We start from the raw sequence: 16498 nt of genomic DNA on the forward strand, positions 1-16498 counted from the left end.
GTGTGCTGCATGACCCAGCAGCCGCCCAAGCGGGTACGAACGCGCCATTTCCAGAACGCCAAGCGCGAAGGGATCAAGATCATCGGGCTCACGAGCTACGACCAGCTCACCGCCCAGATCTTCGACGCCGCCGGTATCGACTTCATCCTGGTGGGCGATTCCGCAGGCAATAACGTGCTCGGGTTCGACACCACGCTGCCGGTCACGGTCGATGAGCTCATTCCGCTGACCCGCGCCGTCGCGAATGCCGTGCAGCGCGCGTTCGTCATCGCCGACCTTCCCTTCGGCAGCTATGAGACGAGCGCGGACGAGGCACTGCACACCGCCTTCCGATTCATGAAGGAGACCCAGGCTCACGCCGTCAAGCTCGAGGGCGGCGAACGCAGCGCGGAGCAGATCCGGCGCATCGTTCAAGCAGGCATCCCCGTCATGGCTCACATCGGTTTCACTCCGCAGAGCGAGCACGGCCTCGGAGGGCACCTCGTGCAAGGCCGGGGCGAGCAGGCGGAGCAACTGCTGCGAGACGCGCGTGCCGTTGAGCAGGCGGGTGCGTTTGCGGTGGTCCTCGAGATGGTAAGTTCGGATGCGGCTCGCCGCGTGACTGAAGAGCTGCGTATCCCCACCATCAGTGTCGGAGCCGGCCCTCACGCAGACGGGCAGCTCCTGGTCTGGACCGATTGGGCAGGGCTGTCTACGGGGCGCATCCCGAAGTTCGTCAAGCAGTACGCCGATCTCAAAGGCATCTTGACCGACGCGGTGCACGCCTTTCGCGAAGATGTGGCGACCGGGGCGTACCCCGGCCCCGAGCATTCCTACGACGACTGACCAGCGCTCCTCGCGCCGCTGAAGTAAGGCAGATCATGTCCTTGACCCATCCCGCACTGCTCGACGTCTACGAGACTGCCTACTCGCGCAACCCCGGCGAACCGGAATTCCACCAGGCCCTGTACGAAGTGCTCGAATCGCTCGGGCCCGTCATCGACCAGCACCCCGAATACACCGAGGCGGGCGTGCTCGAAGCGCTCGTCGAGCCGGAGCGGCAGGTGATCTTCCGCGTGCCGTGGGTCGACGACAACGGCAAGGTGCAGGTCAACCGCGGATTCCGGGTGCAGTTCAACTCGGCGCTCGGTCCCTACAAGGGCGGCCTGCGGTTCCACCCCAGCGTGAACCTCAGCGTCATCAAGTTCCTCGGGTTCGAGCAGATCTTCAAGAACGCACTCACCGGCCAGGGCATCGGCGGCGCGAAGGGCGGCTCCGACTTCGACCCCCACGGCCGCAGCGAACGCGAAGTGATGCGGTTCTGCCAGAGCTTCATGACGGAGCTCTACCGGCACCTCGGAGAGCACACCGACGTTCCGGCAGGCGACATCGGGGTCGGAACCCGCGAGATCGGCTACCTGTTCGGCCAGTATCGCAAGATCACCAACCGTCACGAGTCGGGCATGTTCACCGGCAAGGGCGTGCTGTGGGGCGGCGCCCAGGTTCGCACCGAGGCGACCGGCTACGGCGCGGTCTACTTCGCGAAGGAGATGCTCGCCACTCGCGGCATGCAGCTCGATGGGATGACCTCGGTCGTCTCGGGTTCGGGCAACGTCGCGATCTACACGATCAAGAAGCTGCAGGAGCTCGGAGCTCGCCCGATCACGGCATCCGACTCCTCCGGCTTCGTCGTCGACGAGGCGGGCATCGACCTCGAACTGCTTCGGCAGATCAAGGAGGTCGAGCGCGGCCGGATCTCCGAGTACGCGACCCGTAACCCTCGCGCCGAATTCGTCAAGGGCGGCAATGTGTGGGAAGTTCCGGCACAACTCGCCTTTCCCAGCGCGACTCAGAACGAACTGGATGCCGACAGCGCCTCGTCGCTCGTCGAGAACGGCGTCATCGCAGTCGCAGAGGGCGCGAATATGCCGTCGACACCGGGCGCCGTGCGCGTGTTCCAGTCGAACGACGTGCTCTTCGCACCTGGCAAGGCGGCCAACGCCGGCGGCGTTGCGACGTCAGCGCTCGAGATGAGCCAGAACGCCTCGCGGCAGCGGTGGGGCTTCAACGAGAGCGAAGACCGCCTGCACGAGATCATGGTCGACGTGCACCAGGCCGCCTTCGAGGCCGCTGAGCGCTACGGGAGCCCGGGCGACTACGTGGTGGGCGCGAACTGCGCCGGCTTCGTGCGCGTCGCCGACGCGATGCTCGCACAGGGCGTCATCTAGACGGCTCCTCCCCGCACGGAGCGCCGCGGAGCGTCACTCGGCGTCTTCCGCGGCCTCCTCGGCCGCCCAGCGGCGAGAGCGCTCAGCGATGATCTCCGGAGCACGGGCCGCTTCCTCGGCTGTCTCGAACGGTCCCGCCCGATCCACCGACGGCGAGAGCTTGCCCTCCTCGACTTCGTGGGTGCGGGTGTTGTACCAGAACTCAGCCATCGTGCTTCTCCTTGCTCGGTAGACTCGATCGTATGCCCAGGGATAAGAACGGACACCTCATCCCCGGGCGGATCTCCCCCCGGCGGACCGTGCCATCGTCGATCGACCGCCCTAGCTATGTCGGCAGGCCTGCACCCGAGGCCTACGACGGCGGCGACCGCTACAGCCCGAAGGAGATCGAACTCGTTCGTGAGTCAGGCCGCATCGCCGCCCAGGCGATCGAGGCCGTCGCTGCCGCGATCAGGCCCGGCGTGACCACCGACGAGCTCGACGAGATCGGCCACGAGTTCGTGATCGGCCAGGATGCCTACCCGTCGTGCCTCGGCTATCGCGGGTTCCCCAAGAGCATCTGCACCTCAGTGAACGAGGTCATCTGCCACGGCATCCCCGACGACACCGTCCTCGAAGAGGGCGACATCATCAATATCGACATCACGGCCTACAAGAACGGTGTCCACGGCGATCTCAATGCGACGTTCACGGTCGGCGAGCCGAAGGCTGAGGTCGGCGAACTCGTAGAGCGCACGCGCACCGCCCTGCAGCGGGGCATGAAGGCGGTCGCGCCCGGACGCGAGATCAACGTGATCGGGCGGGCGATCGAGAGCTACGCCAAACGCTTCGGCTACGGCGTGGTGCGCGACTTCACCGGGCACGGTGTGGGACGCGCATTCCACACCGGACTCGTGATTCCGCACTACGACGCAGCTCCGGCATTCGACACGGTGATCGAACCCGGCATGATCTTCACGATCGAGCCCATGCTCACGCTCGGCACCCATGAATGGGATATGTGGGACGACGGCTGGACCGTGGTCACTCGAGACAAGAGCATCACCGCCCAGTTCGAGCACACACTGGTTGTCGGGGAACGAGGCGTCGAGGTGCTGACGCTCCCCTGACGCGGAGCACTCCGCCGAAAGCGCAGCGCTCGACGACAGAAGGAGTGAGGGGATGACCAGAGCGATCGGTGTCGACATCGGGGGCACCGGGATCAAAGCGGCGTCGGTCGACCTCGAGACCGGCGAACTGGTCTCGGAGCGTCTCAAGGTCGCGACGCCGGAGGGCGGATCCCCCGGAGCGATCGTGCGCGAGGTCGTCGAACTCGTCGAACAGCTCGAGGCGGATCACGCCACCCCACTCGGGGTCTGCTTCCCAGCGGTCGTGGTGCACGGTCGCACCATGTCGGCAGCGAACGTGAGCCACGAGTGGATCGGTCTCGAGGCTGAACGCCTCTTCGAAGACCACCTGGGCCGCGACATCCATTTCGTGAACGATGCGGATGCTGCTGGGTTCGCCGAGGTCAAGTACGGCGTCGCGAACCACCCCGGCCTCGTCATCGTGACCACCCTCGGTACCGGCATCGGGTCAGCGATGATCTACAACGGCGTTCTCGTGCCGAACTCGGAGCTGGGGCACCTCGAACTCGATGGTCACGACGCCGAGAAGCGCGCCTCCAACCGCGCACGGGAGAGCGAAGGCCTCAGCTGGGAGGAGTGGGCAGTGCGGCTGCAGCGCTACTACGACCATCTCGAGATGCTCTTCTCCCCCGAGCTCTTCGTGGTGGGAGGCGGCGTGTCCAAGCAGGCCGAGGAGTTCCTGCCATTGCTCAACCTTCGCACTCCCATCGTCGCAGCGAGCCTGCGCAACAACGCCGGCATCATGGGTTCCGCCGCTCTTGCTGCCGGATGGACCGTGCCGCTGAGCTCGGGCCGGACCGGGTGACAGCCCCATCTGAAGCGACGTCACTAGACTGGATCCGCGAATGGGTCGGCAAGACGGCCGCGTCGATCGAGAGATCGCCGAGGAACGTCCGGGCTCCGTAGAGCAGGGCGGTGGGTAACACCCACCCGGAGCAATCCGCGAGAAAGTGCAACAGAGAGCAGACCGCCTCCGGCCCCGGCCGGCGGTAAGGGTGAAACGGTGGTGTAAGAGACCACCAGGGGCCCGAGTGATCGGGCTCGCTGGGTAAACCTCGCCCGGAGCAAGGTCAGACAGGGGACGATGAGGCGGCTCGCCGAGTCCCCGGGTAGACCGCTAGAGGGCTGCGGCAACGCAGCTCCGAGAGAGATGGCCGTCCAGCATCCGCCTCACGGCTGATGTGAACAGAACCCGGCGTATCAGCCGGCCCATTCGCTTCGCCCCAGCCGTCAAGACCGACTGCCCGATGAGGGCGCGGTGTTGCGGAGTGCAAAAGAATCGGGATTCTTTCGTGTCGGGCCACACGGAAGTCGTAGCATGCCGGCAGTTACGCTTGACGGCAGGCACAACGACGGATGCTTCCACACCCTGAGATCATCCGTCTCGCGACCAGGCGTGACCGCATCCCGTCCTGTCCTCCGAGTCAAGCCGCCGAACAAGGCGCCATCTCGTGAGAGCTCCCGCCTCGCTGTCGCTTCAGCCGCACGACGACGATCGTCGCCGTCCGTCGACGACCCCTTATCGGAGAGGCTTCCCATGCCCCAGACCACGACTTCCGGCCCAGCCACGCGACCCTCGCTCGAGGAGGTGTTCGAAGCGCACGAGGGCGGCAAGCTCACTGCGCTCAGCCGTGTCGAACTGAACTCGATCCGCGACCTGTCGATCGCCTACACCCCCGGCGTGGCTGAGGTGAGCCGAGCAATTGCGGCCGAGCCCGGACTCGCGAAGCGGTACACCTGGACGGGGCGCCTCGTCGCGGTGATCAGCGATGGCAGCGCCGTGCTCGGCCTCGGAGACATCGGCCCCGCCGCGTCGCTGCCCGTCATGGAGGGAAAGGCGGCGTTGTTCAAGGCGTTCTCGGGCCTCGACTCGATTCCGATCGTGCTCGACACGCACGATGTCGATGAGATCGTGGACACGGTAGTTCGCCTGCGACACACCTTCGGCGCAGTGAACCTCGAGGACATCTCGGCTCCTCGCTGCTTTGAGATCGAACGGCGCCTGATCGAAGCACTCGACATGCCGGTCATGCATGACGACCAGCACGGCACCGCGGTCGTGGTGCTTGCCGCGCTGTTCGGGGCCACGAAGGTCGTCGAACGCGAGCTCAGCAGCCTTCGTGTCGTGATCTCGGGCGCCGGCGCCGCCGGCATCGCGTGCGCGAACATCCTTCTTGCTGCGGGCGTCGAGCACGTGGTTCTGGTCGACTCGCGTGGAATCATCCACCGCGACCGACCCGGACTCGATGGCATCAAGGCCGAGTACGCCGCGCTCACGAACCCCGACGGGCGCACTGGCACGCTGCAAGACGCACTCGTCGGCGCCGACGTCTTCATCGGTGTGTCCTCCGCCCAGGTGCCGACAGAGTGGCTCGAAGGCATGTCGGACGACGCCATCGTGTTCGCTCTCTCGAACCCGACGCCAGAGGTCGATCCGGATGTCGCGGCGGACTACGCGCGCGTCGTGGCGACCGGTCGCAGCGACTACCCCAACCAGATCAACAACGTGCTCGCGTTCCCGGGCATCTTCCGGGGAGCGCTCGATTCAGGGGCCACGCGCATCACGCTCGAGATGAAGATCGCGGCGGCTCGTGCACTGGCAGACCTCGCGGAGCCGGATTTGAGCCCCGAGTATGTCATCCCCAGCCCTCTCGACCCCCGAGTGGCCGACGCGGTGGCTGCAGCGGTCGCTGATGCCGCGATCGGTCTCGACTGATCGATCACGTACGTGCCAAAGGGCGGCTCGGATCACTCCGGGCCGCCCTTTCGCATTGATAGTCGAACACTGATCAGTCAGGCGCTGATCAGTCAGGCGCTGATCAGTCAGACGCTGATCGGTCGAGCGCTGATGAGCGAAACGTTGATCAGTCGAACGAGGCTCTGAGGTCCATTGCGCGGTTGGCGAGCTTGTCGGCGCGAGAGTTCTGCTCTCGCGGGATCCACTCGAAGCGCACGGGTGTGCCGATGAGCAGTGCTCGGGCCTGAGCAGCCAATTCCGCCATGTCCGGATGCTTGATCTTCCAGCGCCCGCTCATCTGCTCGACCACGAGCTTCGAATCCATGCGCACGTGCAACTCGGCATCCGGGTCGATGGCGAGGGCGCGCGTCACTCCGGCGATCATGCCCTTGTACTCGGCGACGTTGTTCGAGGCGACGCCCACATAGAGCCCGAGCTCTGCGAGGATCTCGCCGGATGAACCGTCGATGACCACCGCGCCCGAGCCCGCCTCCCCCGGGTTCCCTCGCGAGCCGCCGTCGGCCTCGATGATGAGCATGCGGCTCACAGCCCTGACTCCGCAGTGCGCACGAGGACCGCGTTCGAGTCCGGGCAGAGCAGCACGTCGTCGGGTGCAGCATTGCGGATTTGCGCCATGTCGGATTCGTTGAGCCGTACACCGCTGGCCGTTGTCACGCCGCCCTGCAGGAGGCTGGCACCGAAGCCGTACCGTTCACGCTGACGCTCGTAGAGCGCGAGCAGCTCAGCAGGCACACGACTCGCGATGGTGGCTCGGTTGGCTGCCGCGTGCTGCAGTTCGCTCTGAAGGCGCGCGGTCTCGGCATCACGGGCCGCGCGCACTTCGGCCGCACGCGCATCAACCGCCGCCAGCTCGGTCGCCACGGCATCCCGCTCCGCTCGCAGCGCGTCGACCCGCTCCATGAGCTCGAGCTCGATGTCCTCGAGGTCGGAACGGCGCTTGCGCAGCGACACCAGTTCATGCTCGAGCCCTTGGGCGTCCTTGGCCGACTGGGTCTGCTGCAGCCGATCCTCATCACGCTTGATCCGGGCCTCCACGAGTTCCACATCCGACTCGGATCGACGCAGTTCCGCCTCGGCGTCTTCGAGCGCGCCGGCGCGCTCGGCGAGAGTTCTGCGCACCGCGTCGCCCTGCTTCGTCACCTCGGCGAGTTCGGCGTGCTCGGGCAGGGTCTTGAGGCGATGGTTGAGCTGCTGCGCTCGCGTGTCGCTCGCCTGCAGGTCGAGCAGCAGCGCCTGCTCATCGGGGCTCGCCTTGATCGTCATCGGGTCTCCTCCTGGTCGGTTGCTTCAGCGGTGACGCGTCAGTGACGCGGCCGGGTGGCGTTCAGTGCTCGGTCGAGCCGACGACGAAATCCCATGGATCGGTGCTCAGCTCGCTGATCGTGACGGTGAGTCGCGGGAGTTCGGCCCTCAGTTGCTCGGCTGCGGCGGGCAGCCACAGCCACTCGCTCGCCCAGTGCGAGAGATCGATCAGCGCCGGTCCGCCGCCGATCATCGCCTGCTCCCGTGCCTCTGACGCCGGGTGATGTCGCAGATCGGCCGTGATGTACACGTCGGCTGCGGTGACAGCCGGGTGCGAGAGCAGCGAATCGCCGGCACCGCCGCAGAGCGCGACGGTGCGCACCGGCTGCGTCGCGTCGCCTGCGACACGGATGCCGGCACGAGTGGCGGGGATCGTCGAGGCCACACGCTGCGCCAGCTCGCGCAGCGCAATGGGCGCAGGCAGCGTGCCAACGCGCCCCAGTCCGGTGTCCTGGCTCCCCGCTGACGGGACGATGGGACGCGTATCGACGAGCCCGAGGGCCTCGGCGAGCATCGCCGATGTACCGCGCTCGACGATGTCGGCGTTCGTGTGCGCGGCGGTGAGCGCGCAACCACCTCGGATGAGTCGAGCAAGGAGAGCGCCCTTGTAGCGGTCCTCGCTGACTGAGGTCACGCCCCGGAGCAGCAGCGGGTGATGCACGAGCAACAGATCGGCGCCCAGCTCAAGCGCTTCGTCGACGGTTGCCGAGACCGCATCGACCGCAAGGTGAACGTGCTCGACCCGCTCGTCGGGTGACCCTGCCAGGAAGCCCGGGGCGTCCCACGCCTCAGCCGTCTCGAGCGGCCACAGCCGATGGATCACTGCGTTCACTTCGGCGGCGGTATAGGGCACCCGCCCAGTCTACGAGCGAGGCTCGAGCTCACCGGCAGCATCCACCTCGGTGAAGGGATCCATGTCGTCTCGGCGCGCCGTCAGTCGAGCGAACAGCGATGCGTAGTCGGACGCCATGCGTCGCCCGCTGAAGCGGACGCGAGCATCCGCCCTGCAGGTACTTCTCGCCAGCGAGGAAGCGCGCTGCAAGGCCTCTGCGAGCTCGTCCGGGTCGTCTCTGATGAACCCGGTTTCGCCCTCGACGACGATCTCGGGTGCCGACCCGCGGCCAGTGGCGACCACAGGCGTTCCGGTGGCGAGCGATTCGATCATTGCGAGACCGAACGGCTCGTCCCATTGAATGGGGTTGAGCAGGGCGCACGAGGAGCCCATCAGCTCGAACTTCTCCGAGGCGCTCAGTTCACCCAGGTACTCCACGCGCGGGCCGAGCAACGGCCGCACGGCACTCTCGAAGTACTCGCACTCAGACGCCTCCCGCATCTTGGCCGCAATACGAAGGCGGATGCCGGCGGACCTCGCTGCGCTGATCGCTTGCACCACGCCCTTGTCCGGGCTCATCCGTCCCACGAAGCAGGCTTCTTCCCCGCCGGGGCCGACGGGCACAGCGTCGACATCGATGCCGTGATGGATCACCTCGGCGAAACGAAACTGTCGTGCTGTGGACGCCTGGTGATGCGAGATCGCGACGAAGGACATGGTGGTTCCGGCCGCGGCGAAGATCTCCTGCAGCCGGGGCACAAGCGCGCCATGAGCAACCGTCACCCCGGCTCTGAGCCGCACGCTCCGCGCGATCACCGGGCCGGCGATCGTGTTGTCGACGACGACATCGACATGTGCCACGGCCTCATATGCCCGAAGCACATGCGAGAGCTCATGGGCCGTATGGCCCATTCCGGCCGCGTCGGCCGCCGGAAAGCCGGGCAGGCGCCGAACAGGACAGGTGCTGTCACCCGATGCCGCGAGCACCACGTCGTGACCTGCTGCGGCGAGTTCCCGTGCCAGGAGGTCGATGAAGTACTCGATGCCCCCGTAGGCGGGCGGAGGGATCGGAATCCAGGGCGGCGCGATGATGCCGATCTTCATGATCGCGTGTCACCTGCCATGCCGAACGCACGTGGACGAGGCTCGCGGCGCAGGGTCAAACCCTCCGGCACGCCGGTGATCGATACGCCGCGGCCGGACACGTCAAGGGACACGCGAGACCCCGCCAGAGGGATATCCCGCAACTGCACCGCGCCCAGAGTCTCCTGCACGGTCGGTGCAAGCCAGACCTCCTTCCGCGGCAGGCAGGGATCGAACCGGAGCAGCGTGCGCATCATCATGATGGGTGCTGCCGCGGCCCAAGCCTGTGGCGAGCAGGATGCCGGATAGGGCACCGGCTCGGCATACTCGCTGCGATCGAACCCGCAGAACAGCTCGGGCAGACGCGAGTCGAACCGCGCCGCTGCCTCGAACAGCGCGTAGATGACGCGCTGCGCTTCTTCGACGAACCCGTAGCGCATGAGGCCGGCCGCGATGATCGCGTTGTCGTGCGGCCAAACGGAGCCGTTGTGGTAGCTGGCGGGGTTGTAGGCACCCATGTCGGAGGCGAGTGTTCGGATCCCCCACCCGGTGAACATCTCCCGCGACAGCAGCTTCTCTGCCACGTGCGCTGCCTTATCGTCGTCGACGATGCCGCTCCAAAGGCAATGGCCCATGTTCGAAGCGCACGCGTCGACCGGACGCTTGTCCTTGTCGAGCGCGATCGCGAAGTATCCCCGGTCTGGAAGCCAGAATCGGGCGTTGAACTCTGCCTTGAGTGCGGCAGCTCGCTGCTCGAGGTCGCTAGCCTGGTCCAATTGTCCGGCGAAGCTCGCGAGTTCCGCCCGCGAGCGGTACGCCGAGTAGACATAGCCCTGCACCTCGCAGAGGGCGATCGGTGCCTCGGCCAGGGAGCCGTTCGCGAAGTTGATGCCATCCCAGGAGTCCTTCCAGCCCTGATTGATGAGCCCGTGCTCGTTGAGCCGGGCGTACTCCACGAAGCCGTCGCCGTCGCGGTCGCCGAACTCCTCGACCCACTCGAGAGCGTTATCCGCCGCACGCAGGAGGTCCGCGTGGTCTTCAGGCAGACCGCCCCATCGAGCGAGTTCGGCGAGCGTGTCGACGAACAGGGGCGTCGCGTCGATCGATCCGAAGTACACGGACTTGCCGCCGAGTGCGAGATTCGTGGTGGCGCCCAGGCGCACTTCATGCAGGATGCGGCCAGGCTGCTCCTCTGACGCCGGTTCCGTCGCAGTGCCCTGCAGCTCTGCGAGTGTGCGCAGTGTCCCGAGCGCGAGCGATGGATCCAGCGGAAGCGACATGAAGGACGTGAGCAGCGAATCTCTCCCGAAGAGCGCCATGAACCACGGCACGCCCGCCGCGACCACCTGTCGCTCCCTGTGCACTGGGTCTTCGATCCGCAGCGCGCCGAGGTCGCGATGGCTCTGCAGGAGAACCTTCTCGATCGCCCCGTCTTCGAGCGCGGGCCGCGGAATATTGGCGTGCCAATCCAAGTATTTTTCAGAGGAGGAGAGCATGTCCGCGATCCCCTCCTGGTGCGGACGGAACGTGATCTCCTCACCCGCTCGGGTCGGATTCAGCCGTAACTCCTCCGACCAAGTGCCGTGGGGCGGAAGCGTGACGTCGAAGATCACCCGATCGGCGGCGAGGGTCGAGCGCGCCGCCGAAACGGCGAGCCCCAACCGCTCGGGGTGGGATGCCGACTCGATCAGCATCCGACCTCTCGGCTCGCTCACCCTCGGCTGGGCGACGCCCGCTGCGCGGCCCTCTTTCACCTCGAAGATGTCGGCGAAGTCCGCCTCCAAGACGACTTCGACGCGACATTTCAGCTCGGTTCTCGAGAAGCTGCGGAGTGTAACGAGTTCTCTGAGATGCCCGTCCAGGCGTCGGTCGCGTTCCACGATGACCGGCGTGTCGGCCTGCCCTGGGACATGTGCCGCTCGGCCAATCATGACGGCCCGGTGCGGTTCGGGCGTCATCGCGGCGAGCGACTCCACCGGCATCCCGTCGACCAGCAAGGTCCAGCGCGAGACGAGCCGGGTGTCGCGCACGAAGACGCCGTGCGGAAGCGTCGGCACCATGTCGCCATTCGCAGCCGAGATGCAGAACGATGAACCCTCGACGATCGTCACTGCGCCTTCGCCCGCCGGGCGCGCGAGCGTGTCGGCGTTCCATCCAGCCATGAGCGTCCCTTCGGGATTCGCTTCGGCATCGACCGCACACCGCGATCGGTGTGGCACCACGTTAACCACTTCACCGCTCGCGCAGTAGGGGCCTCTCGGCGAACTCGCATCAGGCGCCGAGCGGGCGGCGCTGCAGACGATCGCAGCGCGCACGAAGGGGCGACGGCGAAGGAACGGCAGCCAGAGAGCGACCGCGTGTTTCTTGTGGGCCCTGAGGGACTCGAACCCCCGACATCCACGGTGTAAGCGTGGCGCTCTAACCAACTGAGCTAAAGGCCCCAGCCGGCGGCTGGCCGGCGGCACAATGTTACGGCATAGCGGAACGGGCTACCGTCCGGGGCGACAAGGCGATCAACTGCCGAGCAGCGCGAGCGCAGCCTGGTACTCCTCGAAGCTCCGCGCTTGGCCCGGTTCGTTGACGAAGGATGAGACGATCCGGCCGTCCTGCCCGATGACGAAGCTCCCACGAGTCGCGATCCCCCTGTCATCGCGGAACACTCCGTACTGCCTCGCCACCTCGCCGTGCGGCCAGAAGTCTGCGAGCAGCGAGAACTCGTACCCCTCGCGGTCGGCGAAGGCTCGCAGCGTCGCCTTCGAGTCGACCGAAACGCCGAGAAGGGTCGCTCCCGCGCGCTCGAAGAGGGCGAGGTTGTCGCGCAGTTCGCAGAGCTCTTGCGTGCAGATGCCGGTGAACGCCAAGGGGAAGAACACGAGCACAACAGGCGTCTTCTCGAGAACCTCCGCAAGGCTCACCACCTCGCCGAACTGGTTCTCAAGCGAGAAGTCGGGTGCCGTAGACCCGGGAACCGGCGCGGTCGAGACGGAAGCGGATGCCGAAGAGATCGTCATGGAGGTCCTTATCGAAGGGGCGGCGTGCAGCGGCAGCCACTCTAGTGCGATGCTGCTGACCGCCGGAGGAGCGGCAACTAGACTCGGCTCTGGGTCGTCTGGCCGCCTTGCGTGAGCGAACCTCCGTGCGGCCACCCGGTTATCCGTCAGCTCCAGAAAGAGGAAGACGTGGCTGTACACGATCAGGATCCGTATTCGAGCAACTACGTCGACTCGGATCCGGAGGAGACCGCAGAGTGGCGGGAGTCGCTCGACGCGGTGGCCGCAAGCCACGGGCGTGGACGCGCCCGCGAGGTGATGCTGAACCTGCTGAAGCGCTCGAAAGAGCTGCAGCTCGGTGTCCCGATGGTGCCGGTCACCGACTACATCAACACCATCGCGCCCGAGAACGAGGCTCAGTTCCCCGGCGATGAGGAGATCGAACGCCGCTACCGCCGGTGGATCCGCTGGAACGCTGCGATCACCGTGCACCGGGCACAGCGGCCCGGAATCTCGGTGGGTGGCCACATCTCGACGTATGCCTCGTCGGCATCCCTCTATGAAGTCGGGCTCAACCACTTCTTCCGCGGCCAGGACCACCCCGGCGGCGGCGACCAGATCTTCTACCAGGGTCACGCCTCGCCGGGGATGTACGCCCGCGCCTTCCTCGAGGGTCGGATGACGGAGGAAGACCTCGACGGCTTCCGCCAGGAGAAGTCGCACTTCGGCGGCGGCATCAGCTCATACCCGCATCCGCGGATGATGCCCGAGTTCTGGCAGTTCCCGACCGTGTCGATGGGCATCGGCCCGATCAACGCGATCTGGCAGGCACAGACCAACCGGTACCTCCACAACCGCGGCATCAAGGACACCTCGCAGCAGCACGTGTGGGCGTTCCTCGGTGATGGCGAGATGGATGAGGTCGAGAGCCGTGGCGCGCTGCAGTGGGCAGCGAACGAGGGACTCGACAACCTGACGTTCGTCGTCAACTGCAACCTCCAGCGGCTCGACGGCCCGGTGCGCGGCAATGGCAAGATCATCCAGGAGCTCGAGAGCTTCTTCCGCGGTGCCGGCTGGAACGTCATCAAGGTCATCTGGGGCCGGGAGTGGGACGAGCTCCTCGCCCGCGACGACGACGGCGCCCTGGTGAACCTGATGAACGTGACGCCCGACGGCGATTACCAGACGTACAAGGCCGAGAGCGGCGCCTTCGTGCGCGAGAACTTCTTCGGCCGAGACCCGCGCACGCTCGAGCTCGTCAAGGACTACAGCGACGACGAGATCTGGGGATTGCGGCGCGGCGGCCACGACTATCGCAAGGTCTATGCCGCGTTCAAGGCGGCCATGGAGCAGACCGGCAAGCCGACCGTGATCCTCGCCAAGACGATCAAGGGCTACGGGCTCGGCGCCTCGTTCGAGGGCCGGAACGCGACGCACCAGATGAAGAAGCTCACACTTCCCGACCTCAAGCGGTTCCGCGACGAGATGCGAGTGCCGATCACCGACGCGCAGCTCGAGGAGAACCCCTACCTGGCCCCGTTCTACCACCCGGGACCCGACGACGAGGCGATCGATTACCTGCGTGAGCGCCGCCGCCAGCTGGGCGGCTTCACGCCGGAGCGTCGTTCGAAGTACACGCACATCACCCTGCCGGAGGCGGCGACCTACGACTCCGCTCGAAAGGGATCGGGCAAGCACGAGGCGGCCACCACCATGGCCTTCGCGCGACTGCTGAAGGACCTGCTGCGCTCGAAGGACTTCGGTCACCGAATCGTGCCGATCATCCCTGACGAGGCACGGACCTTCGGCATGGATGCGTACTTCCCGACGTCGAAGATCTACAACCCGCACGGCCAGAACTACACCTCGGTCGACCGCGAACTGCTGCTCGCCTACAAGGAGAGCCCGCAGGGGCAGATCATGCATGTCGGCATCAACGAGGCCGGCGCGGTGGCAGCGATGACTGCGGTCGGGTCGTCGTACTCGACGCACGGCGAGCCGCTCATTCCGATCTACGTGTTCTATTCCATGTTCGGATTCCAGCGCACCGGCGACGCCATCTGGGCTGCTGCTGACCAGTTGACGCGCGGATTCCTCATCGGTGCGACCGCCGGCAAGACCACGCTGACAGGCGAAGGCACCCAGCACGCGGACGGCCACTCGCCGCTGCTCGCGTCGACGAACCCTGCGGTGGTCTGGTACGACCCCGCCTACGGCTACGAGATCGCTCACGTCATGCGCGCGGGGCTCGAGCGGATGTACGGCGGCGCCCACCCGGACCCGAACGTCATCTACTACCTCACGGTCTACAACGAGCCGATCGTGCAGCCGTCCGAACCAGACGGGCTCGACGTCGACGGCCTGCTCCGCGGCATCTACCTGCTGAAGAAGAACGACGCGGAAGGCCCGAAGGCTCAGCTGCTCGCCTCCGGGGTCTCGGTGCCGTGGGCTCTCGAAGCGCAACAACTGCTCCAGGATGACTGGGGCGTGTCGGCGGATGTCTGGTCGGTGACCTCGTGGACGGAACTGCGCCGCGATGGTCTGGCAGCCGAGGAGCACAACTTCCTCAAGCCCGAAGCGGAGCCGAAGGTGCCGTACATCACCGCGAAGCTGAAGGGCGCCGAGGGACCGTTCATCGCAACGACGGATTACATGCACGCCGTTCCCGACCAGATCCGACAGTTCGTACCAGGCGACTTCGCCACGCTGGGCGCTGACGGCTTCGGATTCGCGGACACCCGCGCTGCGGCTCGACGGTTCTTCAAGATCGACGGCCCCTCGATGGTCGTCCGCGCCCTCGAACTGCTCGCGCGACGCGGCGAGATCGACGCTTCAGTGCCGGCACGGGCGATCGAGAAGTACCGCCTGCACGATGTCACCGCCGGCACAACCGGGAACACGGGCGGCGAGAGCTGACGGTGACGCCGGCGAAGTCGAAGGAGCAGACGCTCTCCTGGCTCCGGGCGATCTCCGGCGAGCTCGCGACCGCGACGTTGAAACGCCTCGACGAGACGCTGCCCTGGTATGGCGACATGCCTCCAGGGCGGCGCTCGGCCGTCGGGCTCGTCGCCCAAGCGGGAATCACCTCGTTCATCTCCTGGTACGACGATCCGTCGACCACGCCATGGATCGCGGCCGATGTATTCGGAGTGGCTCCGCGCGAGCTGTTGCGATCCGTCAGTCTTCAACAGACGCTGCAACTGATCCGCGTCGTGGTCGAAGTCGTTGAGGAACGCGTCAACGACAGCCCGTATGAACTGCGAGAGGCGGTGCTCCTCTACTCGCGCGAGATCGCCTTCTCGGCGGCAGACGTCTACGCTCGCGCGGCCGAGGCGCGCGGGCTCTGGGACGCACGCCTCGAGGCGCTCGTCGTCGACTCGATCTTGAGCGGCGAGTACGACAATGAGTTGCCGAGCCGCATCGCCGCGCTCGGCTGGAATGGCCACGGCGAGGTGAGCGTGCTCGTCGGCACGGCGCCGCGCATGCTGGATGTCGACCAGCTGAGGCGCACGGCGCGGCACCTCGACGCCGACCTGCTGATCGGTGTACAAGGCAATCGGCTGGTGGTCGTGATCGGGCGGGCGCAACCCGCGAGCGAAGAGCGCGACGACAGCCAACTCGTGGCGTTCATCGACATCGCCCGCCAATTGGAGCCGAGCTTCGGCGAAGGGCACCTCGTGCTGGGGCCCGAGGTCGACGGACTCGTCGACGCTTCGAAGAGCGCCAAGGCCGCGCTCGCAGGGTTCGCGGTCGCGCGCGCGTGGCGAAACGCACAGCGCCCGACGCATGCGGACGACCTTCTGCCGGAGCGAGCGCTCGCCGGCGACCCGATCGCACGGTCGGCCCTCGTCGGGCGCATCTATCGCCCACTCAAGAACCACTCGACGGAGCTGCTCACCACGCTCTGGTGCTACCTCGACAACGGCCGCTCGCTCGAGGCGACCGCGCGAGAGCTGTTCGTGCATCCCAACACTGTGCGGTACCGGCTGAAGCGCATCAGCGAGGTGATCGGATGGGACGCGACCGGGTCGCGAGAGGCGCTCATCCTGCAGACCGCGCTCGTGCTCGGTTCGATCGCCGAGCCTGACGGCCCTCGCGCCGAGCCCGGTAAGCGCGGCGCACAGCGAGGACCTTCGGGCCGCGCGTAGTTCACAAACGACAAACGTTTCGGCGCTATTTTGTGGAACGTTCACCGAGGA

General features: G+C 66.4%; 14 protein-coding genes, 1 tRNA gene and 1 other RNA gene. 8 read left to right on the plus strand and 8 right to left on the minus strand.

The features are described from left to right. Positions 1 to 9 precede the first annotated feature (9 nt). Both panB and gdhA read left to right on the plus strand, forming a co-directional pair. On the plus strand, positions 10 to 825 hold the full coding sequence (gene panB, locus ABV606_RS00270; RefSeq protein WP_353987921.1) for a 3-methyl-2-oxobutanoate hydroxymethyltransferase: 816 nt from the start codon (positions 10 to 12) through the stop codon (positions 823 to 825). Positions 826 to 860: 35 nt separating this feature from the next. Then, positions 861 to 2207, plus strand: coding sequence for an NADP-specific glutamate dehydrogenase (gene gdhA, locus ABV606_RS00275; RefSeq protein WP_353987922.1), 1347 nt, complete (start codon positions 861 to 863; stop codon positions 2205 to 2207). Between the two features lie 33 nt (positions 2208 to 2240). On the opposite strand, the gene ABV606_RS00280 is transcribed toward gdhA, so the two are convergent. Next, entirely contained in the window at positions 2241 to 2417 is a 177-nt protein-coding gene (locus ABV606_RS00280) for an SPOR domain-containing protein (RefSeq protein ID WP_281487754.1), read from the minus strand. Positions 2418 to 2449: 32 nt separating this feature from the next. Here ABV606_RS00280 and map point away from each other — a divergent pair, with 32 nt between their 5' ends. The 4 genes from map (at position 2450) to ABV606_RS00300 (ending at position 6050) form a co-directional block, all read left to right on the plus strand. Then, complete coding sequence (gene map / locus ABV606_RS00285) at positions 2450 to 3316, plus strand: type I methionyl aminopeptidase (RefSeq protein WP_353987923.1); 867 nt, start codon at positions 2450 to 2452, stop codon at positions 3314 to 3316. A 52-nt stretch (positions 3317 to 3368) separates the two neighbouring features. Beyond that, positions 3369 to 4139: a polyphosphate--glucose phosphotransferase gene (gene ppgK, locus ABV606_RS00290; protein WP_353987924.1), complete on the plus strand. Its 771-nt coding sequence runs from the start codon at positions 3369 to 3371 to the stop codon at positions 4137 to 4139. Between the two features lie 41 nt (positions 4140 to 4180). Then, an RNA gene (gene rnpB / locus ABV606_RS00295) (RNase P RNA component class A) lies at positions 4181 to 4550 on the plus strand. A 321-nt stretch (positions 4551 to 4871) separates the two neighbouring features. Continuing rightward, positions 4872 to 6050, plus strand: coding sequence for an NAD(P)-dependent malic enzyme (locus tag ABV606_RS00300; protein WP_353987925.1), 1179 nt, complete (start codon positions 4872 to 4874; stop codon positions 6048 to 6050). A gap of 148 nt (positions 6051 to 6198) precedes the next feature. Here the strand turns inward: ABV606_RS00300 and ABV606_RS00305 are convergent, their stop codons facing one another. The 7 genes from ABV606_RS00305 to ABV606_RS00335 form a co-directional block, all read right to left on the minus strand. After that, the gene (locus ABV606_RS00305; protein WP_353988743.1) at positions 6199 to 6609 is read right to left on the minus strand and encodes a reverse transcriptase-like protein; all 411 of its coding nucleotides are present in this window, start codon (positions 6607 to 6609) and stop codon (positions 6199 to 6201) included. A gap of 5 nt (positions 6610 to 6614) precedes the next feature. Further along, positions 6615 to 7355, minus strand: a complete 741-nt coding sequence (locus ABV606_RS00310) for a zinc ribbon domain-containing protein (protein ID WP_281487749.1) — start codon at positions 7353 to 7355, stop codon at positions 6615 to 6617. 61 nt (positions 7356 to 7416) lie between these two features. Next, positions 7417 to 8247 carry a Nif3-like dinuclear metal center hexameric protein gene (locus ABV606_RS00315; RefSeq protein ID WP_353987926.1) on the minus strand — a complete coding sequence of 277 codons (831 nt, stop codon included), beginning with the start codon at positions 8245 to 8247 and terminating at the stop codon, positions 7417 to 7419. A gap of 9 nt (positions 8248 to 8256) precedes the next feature. Further along, entirely contained in the window at positions 8257 to 9330 is a 1074-nt protein-coding gene (locus ABV606_RS00320; RefSeq protein ID WP_353987927.1) for a glycosyltransferase, read from the minus strand. Further along, positions 9327 to 11471: an amylo-alpha-1,6-glucosidase gene (locus ABV606_RS00325; RefSeq protein ID WP_353987928.1), complete on the minus strand. Its 2145-nt coding sequence runs from the start codon at positions 11469 to 11471 to the stop codon at positions 9327 to 9329. Before ABV606_RS00325 ends, ABV606_RS00320 begins: the two co-directional genes overlap by 4 nt. A 205-nt stretch (positions 11472 to 11676) precedes the next feature. Continuing rightward, a tRNA-Val gene (locus tag ABV606_RS00330) sits at positions 11677 to 11750 on the minus strand. Between the two features lie 72 nt (positions 11751 to 11822). After that, positions 11823 to 12320: a peroxiredoxin gene (locus tag ABV606_RS00335; protein ID WP_353987929.1), complete on the minus strand. Its 498-nt coding sequence runs from the start codon at positions 12318 to 12320 to the stop codon at positions 11823 to 11825. A gap of 168 nt (positions 12321 to 12488) precedes the next feature. On the opposite strand from ABV606_RS00335, the gene aceE reads away from it, so the two are divergent. Together aceE and ABV606_RS00345 are read left to right on the plus strand one after the other, a co-directional pair. Beyond that, complete coding sequence (aceE, locus tag ABV606_RS00340) at positions 12489 to 15215, plus strand: pyruvate dehydrogenase (acetyl-transferring), homodimeric type (RefSeq protein WP_353987930.1); 2727 nt, start codon at positions 12489 to 12491, stop codon at positions 15213 to 15215. 2 nt (positions 15216 to 15217) lie between these two features. Beyond that, entirely contained in the window at positions 15218 to 16447 is a 1230-nt protein-coding gene (locus tag ABV606_RS00345) for a PucR family transcriptional regulator (RefSeq protein WP_353987931.1), read from the plus strand. Positions 16448 to 16498: the final 51 nt, after the last annotated feature.

The sequence above is a fragment of the Ruicaihuangia caeni genome (genome assembly GCF_040536845.1).
Lineage (GTDB): Bacteria > Actinomycetota > Actinomycetes > Actinomycetales > Microbacteriaceae > Ruicaihuangia > Ruicaihuangia caeni.